The organism is Algibacter sp. L3A6 (assembly GCF_009796825.1).
Lineage (GTDB): Bacteria > Bacteroidota > Bacteroidia > Flavobacteriales > Flavobacteriaceae > Algibacter.
Genome location: NZ_CP047030.1, coordinates 3,693,753 through 3,704,998, shown reverse-complemented (window position 1 = coordinate 3,704,998; position 11,246 = coordinate 3,693,753). Strand labels below are relative to the sequence as shown.

Sequence of the window (11,246 nt, the reverse complement as noted above, 5' to 3'; positions counted from 1 at the left end):
TAGATGCGAAAAATAATCATCATAAAAGCTAGGACCTTCGTGAATATATCATGTCTAATATTTTCAATCATCCTATTACAGCCTTTCTTTACTTCGAGTTATAAGTTTTTAAGCCACCTAGTTGTGATTATTTCAAAAATTGATAAATTGTTCAACTTAATTCAAAACTAAATTAGTAATCATTAAATATTCGTTAGTAATTCTCCTATATATTAATTCTTTATATAAGGTTTTCTTTACTATAACCCTTACTTTTATATCTTTGTATCATAAATTATCCGAACTATAGGCTCTTTATAAATTAAGAAATGAATAAATATTTAAATATGAAAAAAACTTATTTTATAGTAATAGCCTATATAATATGTTTTCAAGTAAAAGCGCAAAGTGTTGACTTTTTCTTTGAAGAAGAATTAAACACTTTTATTAGCCAAAAAGAAGGTGGCTCTCCTTATACTTTTGAAATAATTAGTGTTGTATATAAAACTATTGGAAAAAAACCATCTACTAAACGGCTAACACCTTTTTATAAAAAAGCTTTAGCATTTACCAACAAAGCTAAAGCGGATAGTACTCGAATAGCTAATCTAAATAAAGAAGCGAAACTTACACCTGCTGTTAAAAAAGAAATCGCAGATGTAAACAATCGTTTAAGAATAGCACAAAGAACTTTAAAGTCTGTAAAAAAGTATGAAATTGTGCCTAGCGAAGTTTCAATCGGAAAATCTAATAAGTATAAAATAAGAAGAAGTGTTTTCAAACCTGAGACTATATTTGTCGGTCCATATAAAAAATTAGGAGCTTATTATGTTACTAAAAGCATAGACGGTTATAATGAAAGAGATTTAATTTCAGTTACTGAAGCTGAAAATTATAATTTAACAAGTGAATATTTTCTTTTTGAAAATCAATTTATATTAATTGAAAATATTCAAACTAAGGTTGTCTATATGGTTTACCCAGATTTTTTAGAAAAATATGCTATTAATAATTTAGCAGAACAAGAAAAATATAAAGGAAAAGTTAGTTTGCCTAAAAAGGAATATGCACATCTTTACGATAAAAAGATAGACTCTATAGTTATTGATTATAATTATAAAAAATATAGCAGATCTATAAAGCTACCATCAAGTAATTAAGATTGTCGCTTTAAATAAATATGTTAAGTATATATTTTAAAGCATTAAAATATTCACATAAAAAAACCTATTAAGCCAATTACTTAACAGGTTTTTTTTATATAATTGAGTTATTTAACTCTAGATATTTGCAGCAAGATAATCTCCTACTTCTTTAGTACCGTAAGCTTTTCCGCCATCGGCTAAATCTTCAGTAACAATACCTTCAGCTAAAGCTTTATTTACAGCATCTCTAATTACTTTTCCTTCTTCGGGTAAATTAAAAGCAATTTCAAACATCATGGCTGCCGATAAAACCATGGCCATTGGGTTTGCAATATTTAATCCAGTTGCTTGTGGGTAAGACCCGTGAATTGGCTCAAATAAAGCAATATCAGACCCCATAGATGCCGATGGCATTAATCCCATAGATCCAGAAATAACCGAAGCCTCATCCGTTAAAATATCACCAAATAAGTTTTCAGTAATTAAAACATCGTAGCTATTTGGCCATTGTACCAAACGCATAGCAACTGCATCAACCAACTCGTAACTTACTTCAACTTCAGGATAATCTTTTTCCATAGCCTGAACAGTTTCTCTCCACAAACGAGACGTCTCCATAACGTTAGCTTTATCAACACAACATAATCTTTTAGAACGTGTCATTGCTAATTCAAAACCTTTTTTAGCCAAACGTTGTACTTCAACACGTGTATAAACACAGTTATCAAAAGCCGTTTCACCACCGTCTCTTCTACCTTTTTCTCCAAAATAGATTCCGCCAGTTAACTCACGTAAAAACACTAAATCTGTTCCTTCAATACGCTCTTGTTTTAAAGGTGATTTATCTAATAAAGACGGAAACGTAAACGTTGGTCTTAAATTAGCAAATAAGCCCAATTGCTTACGCATTTGAAGTAAACCATTTTCTGGACGTACTTTTGCCGAAGGATCATTATCAAAACGAGGCAAACCAATAGCTCCAAATAAAACAGCATCCGAAGCCAAACAAACTTGGTGCGTACTATCTGGGTAAGGTTCTCCAACCGCATCAATAGCGGCAGCACCTGTTAATGCTGGCTTCCAAGTTATTTCATGTCCAAATTTTTCCGCAACCGCTTCACTAACTTTTTGTGCTTGCTCCATTACTTCAGGTCCAATACCATCACCTGCTAAAACTGCAATATTAAATTTCATCTTTATTAATTTTTAAACTTTAAATTCTATTTATTTTTTTGGCGTTTCTTTTTACTCATCCCTTTCCTTCTACCGCCAATCGTTGAGATTATTTCAACTCACAACAATATTCATCATCTTTTCAGTAGCCTTAATTGCCGAAACCGTTTGATCAGAATCTAAACCACGTGTTTTAAATTCTTTTTCAGCACTTTTCCATGTAATAATGGTTTCACAAAGCGCATCAGAGTTACTTCCCGGTGGTATACGTACTGCATAATCCACTAATTTAGGCAACTTTAATTGTTTCTGTGTAAAAACACTTTTAATAGCATTCATAAACGCATCAAATTGGCCATCGCCATGAGCGCTTTCTTCAAACACTTCTTCATTTATAGTAAGTGAAACCGTAGTTGTTGGTTTTAAACCCATAGCATGCGTTAGCACGTATGCGTTAACTTTAACCTTTTCTTCATAACTTCTGTCTAAAACATCTGAAATAATATACGGCAAATCCTCCTTGGTAACAACCTGTTTTTTATCGCCCAACTCAATGATACGTTGGGTTACTTTCTTAAGATCTTCACCATCAAGCTGAAGGCCTAATTCTTGTAAATTCTTTTGTATGTTAGCCTTTCCAGACGATTTTCCTAGAGCATATTTTCGGGTTCTCCCAAAACGCTCTGGCATTAAATCACTGAAATATAAATTATTTTTATTGTCACCATCAGCATGTATTCCAGCCGTTTGCGTAAATACATTGGCGCCAACAACAGGCTTATTAGCAGGAATCATAAAACCAGAAAAGGTTTCTATAAGTTTACTAATAGTATATAAAAAGGTTTCGTTTACACCAATTTCAACCTCAGGCATAAAATCGTTTATAACAGCAATAGTACTAGCCATTGGTGCATTTCCTGCACGTTCACCCATACCATTAACTGTTAAATGTAAACCATCTGCTCCAGCTTTTAAACCAGCCATAACATTGGCAACACCTAAATCGTAATCGTTATGTGCATGAAAATCGAAATGTAAACTCGGATATTTATCTTTAATCTCTTTAACAAAATCAAAAGATTCCTCTGGTGTTAATATCCCTAAAGTATCAGGAAGCATAACACGCTTTACAGATTGCGTTGATAAAAACTCTAAAAATTCAAAAACATATGCTTTAGAATTTCGCATACCATTACTCCAATCTTCTAAATAAATATTAGTTTCAATACCCTGTTCTGTGGCTTGATTAATATTTTCTTTAATTTCTGTAAAGTGCTGATTTGGAGTTTTTTTAAGCTGATGAGTTAAATGGTTTAACGAACCTTTAGTTAGTAAGTTTTGCACCTTTGCTCCTGCTTCTAGCATCCAATTTATAGAGATGCCTTTATCAACAAAAGTTAAAACTTCAACAGCATTTAAATAGTTGGTTTCCTTAGCCCATGCTGTAACATCTTTAACCGCTTGAAGTTCTCCTTCCGACACGCGTGCCGAGGCAATTTCAATACGATCTACTTTTAGTTCTTCTAATAAAAGTTTAGCTATAGTGAGCTTTTCAGAAGCAGAAAACGACACGCTCGAGGTTTGTTCACCATCGCGCAATGTCGTATCCATTATTTCAATTCTTTTTACTTCCATTTTTTAGAAAGGACGAGATTCTGTAAATGTTTCTATCTCGCTTTTCATACTTTGTAAATAGTCGATATCATCAAAACCATTTAGCATGTTGTCTTTCTTGTAACCATTAATATCAAAACTTTCTTTCGTTCCAGAAGAAAGCAATGTAATAGTTTGAGCTTTTAAATCAATTTCAACTTCTGTTTTTGGATCTGCATAAACAGCTTCAAAAATTTCGTCTGCAAATTTAGGACTAATTTGTACTGGTAATACACCAATGTTTAAACAGTTATTTTTAAAAATATCTGCAAAGAAACTAGACACTACACAACGAAAACCATAATCGTAAACCGCCCAAGCAGCATGCTCACGAGAAGAACCTGAACCAAAGTTCTTTCCTCCTAATAAAATTTTCCCTGTGTAAATTGGATTGTTTAATATAAAATCTTCTTTTGGTGTATTATCACCGTTATATCTCCAATCGCGGAAAAGATTATCTCCAAAACCATCACGAGTGGTCGCTTTTAAAAAACGAGCTGGTATAATTTGATCGGTATCTACATTCTCTATTGGTAACGGTACTATGCTACTCGTTAATGTTGTAAATTTATCGTATGCCATTTTTTTAATATTCAGTTTGCCAGTATTCAATGAGCAGTAAGCTGCCATAAACTGACGATTATTTTTTTATTCTTTTATAAAATCAACATATTGTTCTGTTAATTAACTTAACAACTGTTGATTATACACTGCGAACTTATAGTAAGTCTCTAGGGTCTGTAACTACACCTGTAACTGCTGCTGCTGCTGCAACTAACGGGCTAGCTAGTAAAGTTCTAGATCCTGGTCCTTGACGACCTTCAAAGTTTCTGTTTGATGTACTTACCGCATATTTTCCTGCAGGTACTTTATCATCATTCATTGCTAAACAAGCTGAACATCCTGGCTCTCTTAATACAAAACCAGCTGTTTCAAAAATATCTAGTAAACCTTCTTCTTTAATTTTAGCTTCAACAATGTGAGAACCTGGTACTAACCAAGCTGTAACATTATCTGCTTTTTTACGTCCTTTTACAATAGAAGCAAATGCACGGAAATCTTCAATACGTCCGTTAGTACAACTTCCAATAAATACGTAATCGATTTTCTTACCGATCATTATTTCATTTTCAGCATATCCCATATAAGCTAAAGACTTATCATAAGTAGCTTTACCTCCTTCTACAGATTCTGCAGACGGAATGTTTTTAGAAATACCCATACCCATTCCCGGATTTGTTCCGTAGGTAATCATTGGTTCAATATCTGCTGCATTAAACACTAATTCTTTATCGAAAGTAGCATCTTCATCAGTTTTTAAAGTTTCCCAATAGGTCATCGCTTTATCCCAATCAGCTCCTTTTGGAGTCATGGCACGACCTTTAATATATTCAAACGTTTTTTCATCTGGAGCAATCATACCTCCACGGGCACCCATTTCGATAGATAAGTTACAAACCGTCATACGACCTTCCATAGACATGTTTTCAAAAACATCACCAGCATACTCAACAAAATATCCAGTTGCACCAGACGTTGTTAATTGAGAAATAATGTATAAACCAACATCTTTAGGCGTAACACCTTTACTTAATGGCCCATTAATGCTAATACGCATTTTTTTAGGTTTTGGTTGCATAATACATTGTGTAGTAAGCACCATTTCTACTTCTGAAGTACCAATACCAAAGGCTATAGCTCCAAAAGCACCGTGAGTAGATGTATGAGAATCTCCACAAACAATAGTTGCTCCTGGAAGTGTAATACCGTTTTCTGGTCCTACAACGTGAACAATACCATTATTTTGGTGACCTAATCCCCAGTGACTAATACCGTATTGATTAGCATTATCTTCTAAAGTTTTTAACTGATTAGCAGATAAAGGGTCTTCAACAGGTAAATGTTGATTAATTGTTGGTGTATTATGATCGGCAACAGCGAATGTACGGTCTGGGTACAACACACTTAAGCCTCTACTTTTTAAACCTACAAAAGCCACAGGACTTGTAACTTCGTGAATTAAGTGACGGTCTATATAAAACACATCTGGTCCATCTGCAATGTTTCGCACTACATGCGAATCCCACACTTTGTCAAATAATGTACTACTCATAAAAAATTTAAATTTTTGTATTAAAATAGCTTTAAAGCTATAAGTGTAACAAATTTAAAGTTTATTACAGTATTTCAAAACTTTATAGTCCTTAGTTACTTTATTTTTATAAAATCACCAACGGAACTGATATAATTTGAATTTAATGCAATGAAATCTTAAAAATGATTACAATTTTTAAAAGAATATCAACACTCGTTTTTACAACCTATCGGCCACATATTCAATTTCTGTTTTACCATGCGGTAAAGGTTTACCATCAGGACCAACGTTAACCATTACAATGTTTGAAATTGTAATAATAGTTTCTCTCGTCATTTTATTTCTAACCTCTGCTCCTAACACTAATGAGGCTTTTCCAAATTTTACAACATCAATACCAATTTCTACAATATCACCTTGCTTTGCAGACGATTTGAAATCGATTTCACTCATAAATTTTGTTACTACTTTTTGGTTCTCTAATTGGATAATAGAATAAATAGCAGCTTCCTCATCAATCCATTCTAATAAACGACCGCCAAACAATGTACCATTGGCATTTAAATCTTCGGGTTTAACCCATTTTCTAGTATGAAATCTCATATTTTATATCTTTAATTTTTAGTTCTTTTTATAAAATAAAGATACTCTAAAAGTCAACATTAAAACAACCATTTTAATTACTCTTACTTATTCTAGTATGTGTTTTTATTATTAACTTAAAATAAGGATTGCTGTTTTTCTTCATTCGGAATATTTAAAGCATATCCTAACTTTTCGTTAACCTGTTTTATAAAATACGCTGAAAGTAATGGCGATTCTACTTCAATATTTTGATGAATGAAAAAATCAACTTCTTTAACACCTTCTTCTTTCCAAAGTTTTAAACGTTCAATCCAATCATCTAATCGCCCATAATCCGAAGGATGATTAGCTCCAACATAGCGCACAAAAGCCGTAGAATTAGTTAATCGCATATGCATTAAATCGCGACGCCCAGCGGTATCTACAATAACATTAGAAATATTTAGACCTTCTAAAAGTTGATACAAGGCATCCGCAATCACTTTGTCGTTATACCAATCGGTATGCCTAAATTCTATTGCTAAAGGAATGCTTTTAGGCCAGTTTTCAGCAAAAGCAACCACTTTATCAAAATCTTTAGGTGTGAAATTATTATGCATTTGTAAAAAAACAGTACCTAGTTTTTCTTTTAAATGCGATGCGTTGTATAGATATTGCTCAACAATAGCCTCAGTATTATGCAAACGCTTGTAATGACTAATTTCTTGATTCAACTTCGGAAAAAACTTAAAACCTTCAGGTGTTTTATTGTACCAAGTTTCAAACTGTTCCGCAGGAAAAATGCGATAAAATGTAGCGTTTAATTCTATTGAATTGAATTGGGAAGCATAATATTTAAGTTCATCTTTTGTACCACGAGGGTAAAAACCCTTCAAGTCTGCCCTATTCCATTTTGCACAACCTACATAAATATCTGGCACATTATCATCCTTTACCGTATTTAAAATGCGCTTAGTATCTATATGATCTTGAGGTAAGGTAAAATCAATAGTTTCAGGATTTGTAACACTGCCAAATTTCATGTAAAACGTTGTATTAATGCGATTTAAAAAGATGTAAAAGAATGAGGTTATAAAGATAAAAATATTAAATGTTAATAACCTCGTGAATAATTAAAATACACAAATACTATTACGGTCTTATAAATTTCTATCTTGAATAAAAAATCAAAACTATGAATTCAAGAGATTTTAATTTGAAGAGTATTCGTCCAGAGATTTTAACAGCAACCATTAATGATGCTATGAGTAGCGAGGAGCGTTTCCAGAACCTAGTACTCCGCCCATGCATTAAAATGCAAAACGATTTACTTGTTGCCGCTTTTAGAAATTACATTATAAAGCATAAATCGGTTTTTCATGGTTTAACGCTCGATAAACGTATGGAATATATTGAAAATGCCATTCAGAAAAATATGAAATTTAGAAATTCTCTAAAAGGCATGATCATCGGTGTTTTTACTGTGGAAGAATATTTAATTTATACTGAAAACTCTTCAGCGCTAAACAAACGCATGATGAATATTGTAAAAGAAAGATTATTAAGTAATATTCAGCTTTTTGATAAACCGGAATTGCGTGAGGCTGTGTAAACGTTATATTAGATTATAAAAAAGCGCCCTTAAAACAAGTTGTTTTAAGGGCGCTTTTTTATTTTATTTATGAATGAACAAAAAACTAATCCTCAATCAAAGACACTCCATTTAAATCAGTGGTTAACACATCACTCATATAATCGAAAAATGGACGAATCACCTTAAATGCAGAACTTACTTCGTTTATAAAATCAGGGTCTAAAACTTCGGTATCAGTATATTTCTTTATAAAAATATATTGTTTTTTTTTAATTAAATCAATAGCTTTATCTTCTTTATTAAATCCGCGTGGCGCTGTTTTTACTTCATCTCCAACAAAGCCACCCCAAGTTTTTTTAAATGTTTGTTCACTAATAATCTCACGAATTTCAGAATCGTCCATTTCAAACTCTTTTCGAATACGCATTAAATCGGACGGAGCAGGATCCCAAAATCCGGTAGCAATAAAACTTTCGTTATTTGGTTTTATTTGCACATGGTAACCACCACGTAATCTTGGTTTTACTCTATGGTAAGAACCACTAAAATGTGATTTGTACGGTAGCTTGTTTTTAGAAAATCTGACATCTCTATAAATTCTAAAAATTTTAAGTTTATCAATTTCATCATGCGTACTTAAAGCCTCTAACAGCTCATTATAAAATACTTTTATATCTTTTTGAACAGACTGAAACTCTGGCTTATGTTCTCCAAACCATTCGCGATTATTATTTTTTTCTAACTTTTTTAAATATGTAAAAGCCGCTTTCGGCACAGAAACACTCATATATATTACTTTCCTTTTATTGAACATCTAAAATACAAAAAGTCCCGAACGAATCGGGACTTTTATAAATAACTTAACACCGTTATCTATTATAGTTTTACTGGCTTGTATGAAACTGTTTCTATACTTTTAGAATCAGCATTGTAATGCTCTACAACAAACTCACCTTTCTCGGTTAAGTAACCAATGCCGTTATATGTTTCTCCTTTTACAATATAACTCCCAGGGTTTTTAGTGCTCCAAGCTTTTCCAACAACAACAAACTCATTATCATTATTATCGAAAATAATATTGAATCCGCCATCACTAGGCGAAAATTTGAAACTTTTATCATCACTTATAAAGTGAGTTTCCTTAGATAACAAATCGTAATCAGGATCCAAATCATCATCTACCATTACCATAGTCTCAACCTTTTTAGCTGTTGCAACACGTTGTTGATCTACCTTTTCTTTGTCATCCAAAGCCAATTCCACGTTAGATGTTTCACGAGAAATAACTTTAAGTTTACTTTCAGTTATTTCTTCTCCGTTATTGTATTTAACCGTTTTTTCAATGGTTTCTTGTTTTACTTCTTTTGGTTTTTCTTGTGCCATGGCTGTACCGCAAACAAGCAATACAAACATGTATATATAATTTTTCATTGTTTTTATTTTTAATAATTTGAATTAATAATTTATCACGAATGATAAACCTACTCTAGTTGTTAGAGAATTCATTCTGTTTCGCTACTTGTTCTCCTTCTACAGATAATTTGTTGTCAAATTGTAACGTTCTAATAGGGAACGGAATATTAATTCCAGCCTTATCATAAGCTTTCTTTATTGCAATAATAGCAGATGTTTTTGCTCTATATTTTTCAAGTAAACTTTCAGAATCAATCCAAAATCTACATAAATAATTAATAGAACTTCCTCCAAATTCTTCATAATAAAACTCAACATCATCTGCGCTCTCTACTTGGTCAAAAGTTTCTGCTATAGTTTGTTTTGTTAATCTTTTTACTTCTTCCAAATCCGATTCATACCCAACACCACAATTTAATGCGACACGCATTCTGGTTGTTAAAGAATAATTTTTTAAAGGATTTTCTAGAATCATTTTATTAGGAAGAATCACAATATTATTATCGGCTTCCTTTATAACAAACTCTTTTAAATTTATATCCATTACCTCTCCTGAATGGCCATTGGTTTCTACCCAATTTCCAATTTGTATTTTCTCTCTAAACGAAAGAGATATACCTGCAACCGTATTACTTAACGTGTTTTGTAATGCTAAACCAATTGCTAAACCAGCAACACCGGCTGTAGCTAATAACGAAGTTAATGTTTTACTTAAATTAAGTATTCCTAAAGATATATATAAACCTATTAGCACTACAACTACTGCAGCAATCCGAGACATCATTTTAGAAACAGAGTCTTGTTTCACTCGTTTTGAAATAATTTTATAAGTAAAATTATTAACATATTTCGCTACAAAATATGCAGCTACTGACACTAAAATTGCTAGTGCTATATTGGGTAAATAATGTATTATGGTTGCAAACCAACCTTCTAATTTTGTTACAAGGCCATCAAATGCCTCACTAAATGCTGTATCCATTTTTGTAAATATTTTTTTTATGATTTATTAATTAATTTTTAAGAAAAATTAACGAAACTTACATCACCTCCGCAACTTCAGGATGTGCAACCTCAGAAGGCTTTTTTGTCCAAGCTTCAAGCATCCAACTCGTTTTCTCAAGTTCTCGAATATAGGCACCAATTAAATCGGCTGTCCCTTCATCCGTAGCTGCATTTGCTTTCTCCATTACTTTTCCCATTTGTTGCAAAAGTAATTTATGATCGTTTAAGGTTTCTAAAACCATAGCGCGATCGGATTTAAGCACGGCTTTTTCTTTTATAGTTGAAGATTTAAGATAATCTTCCATTTGACTCATTGGGTGATAACGTAGCGTTAAGATACGCTCTGCGATTTCATCAATTTTTACGCGAGCATCATTATACATGGACTCAAATTTTTCGTGTAAATCGAAAAAATTTCTTCCAACAATATTCCAATGGTTGCTTCGTAATTTTTGATAGTAAACGTGGTAGTCAGCTAATAAAATATTCATTTCTACCACCACGGGTAATAAGTCCTCATCATTCATTTTTAAATAGCTCATAATTTATTGTTTGTGTTCCCACCCAATATAATGGCTATATAAAAAATGTCAAGGCCTTTAACAGGCTTTAACGGTATTAAGAT

The 11,246-nt window shown here is 32.4% G+C and carries 12 protein-coding genes; 2 read left to right on the top strand and 10 right to left on the bottom strand.

Annotation, left to right across the window (positions count from 1 at the left end; genetic code table 11):
• The first annotated feature begins 326 nt into the window (after window positions 1-326).
• Window positions 327-1,139 carry a hypothetical protein gene (locus GQR98_RS15390; RefSeq protein WP_159020280.1) on the top strand — a complete coding sequence of 271 codons (813 nt, stop codon included), beginning with the start codon at window positions 327-329 and terminating at the stop codon, window positions 1,137-1,139.
• 120 nt (window positions 1,140-1,259) lie between these two features.
• Here GQR98_RS15390 and leuB read toward each other — a convergent pair whose 3' ends face one another.
• The 6 genes from leuB to GQR98_RS15360 form a co-directional block, all read right to left on the bottom strand.
• Window positions 1,260-2,318, bottom strand: a complete 1,059-nt coding sequence (gene leuB, locus GQR98_RS15385) for a 3-isopropylmalate dehydrogenase (RefSeq protein WP_159020279.1) — start codon at window positions 2,316-2,318, stop codon at window positions 1,260-1,262.
• 93 nt (window positions 2,319-2,411) lie between these two features.
• Window positions 2,412-3,932 carry an alpha-isopropylmalate synthase regulatory domain-containing protein gene (locus GQR98_RS15380; protein WP_159020278.1) on the bottom strand — a complete coding sequence of 507 codons (1,521 nt, stop codon included), beginning with the start codon at window positions 3,930-3,932 and terminating at the stop codon, window positions 2,412-2,414.
• Between the two features lie 3 nt (window positions 3,933-3,935).
• Window positions 3,936-4,532: a 3-isopropylmalate dehydratase small subunit gene (leuD, locus tag GQR98_RS15375; protein WP_159020277.1), complete on the bottom strand. Its 597-nt coding sequence runs from the start codon at window positions 4,530-4,532 to the stop codon at window positions 3,936-3,938.
• Window positions 4,533-4,668: 136 nt separating this feature from the next.
• Complete coding sequence (leuC, locus tag GQR98_RS15370; RefSeq protein WP_159020276.1) at window positions 4,669-6,063, bottom strand: 3-isopropylmalate dehydratase large subunit; 1,395 nt, start codon at window positions 6,061-6,063, stop codon at window positions 4,669-4,671.
• Between the two features lie 201 nt (window positions 6,064-6,264).
• A complete protein-coding gene (locus tag GQR98_RS15365) occupies window positions 6,265-6,648 on the bottom strand; it encodes an acyl-CoA thioesterase (protein WP_159020275.1) in 384 nt (127 codons plus the stop codon).
• Between the two features lie 116 nt (window positions 6,649-6,764).
• Complete coding sequence (locus GQR98_RS15360) at window positions 6,765-7,652, bottom strand: DUF72 domain-containing protein (RefSeq protein ID WP_159020274.1); 888 nt, start codon at window positions 7,650-7,652, stop codon at window positions 6,765-6,767.
• Window positions 7,653-7,804: 152 nt separating this feature from the next.
• On the opposite strand from GQR98_RS15360, the gene GQR98_RS15355 reads away from it, so the two are divergent.
• Entirely contained in the window at window positions 7,805-8,221 is a 417-nt protein-coding gene (locus GQR98_RS15355) for a glyoxalase (RefSeq protein ID WP_159020273.1), read from the top strand.
• A gap of 85 nt (window positions 8,222-8,306) precedes the next feature.
• On the opposite strand, the gene GQR98_RS15350 is transcribed toward GQR98_RS15355, so the two are convergent.
• The 4 genes from GQR98_RS15350 to GQR98_RS15335 form a co-directional block, all read right to left on the bottom strand.
• Window positions 8,307-8,990 (bottom strand): DUF2461 domain-containing protein, encoded by a 684-nt coding sequence (locus GQR98_RS15350; protein ID WP_159020272.1) that lies wholly within the window; start codon window positions 8,988-8,990, stop codon window positions 8,307-8,309.
• A gap of 89 nt (window positions 8,991-9,079) precedes the next feature.
• Complete coding sequence (locus GQR98_RS15345) at window positions 9,080-9,634, bottom strand: hypothetical protein (RefSeq protein WP_159020271.1); 555 nt, start codon at window positions 9,632-9,634, stop codon at window positions 9,080-9,082.
• A gap of 55 nt (window positions 9,635-9,689) precedes the next feature.
• Window positions 9,690-10,598, bottom strand: coding sequence for a mechanosensitive ion channel family protein (locus GQR98_RS15340; protein ID WP_074935944.1), 909 nt, complete (start codon window positions 10,596-10,598; stop codon window positions 9,690-9,692).
• A gap of 58 nt (window positions 10,599-10,656) precedes the next feature.
• Window positions 10,657-11,163 (bottom strand): Dps family protein, encoded by a 507-nt coding sequence (locus GQR98_RS15335; protein ID WP_159020270.1) that lies wholly within the window; start codon window positions 11,161-11,163, stop codon window positions 10,657-10,659.
• Window positions 11,164-11,246: the final 83 nt, after the last annotated feature.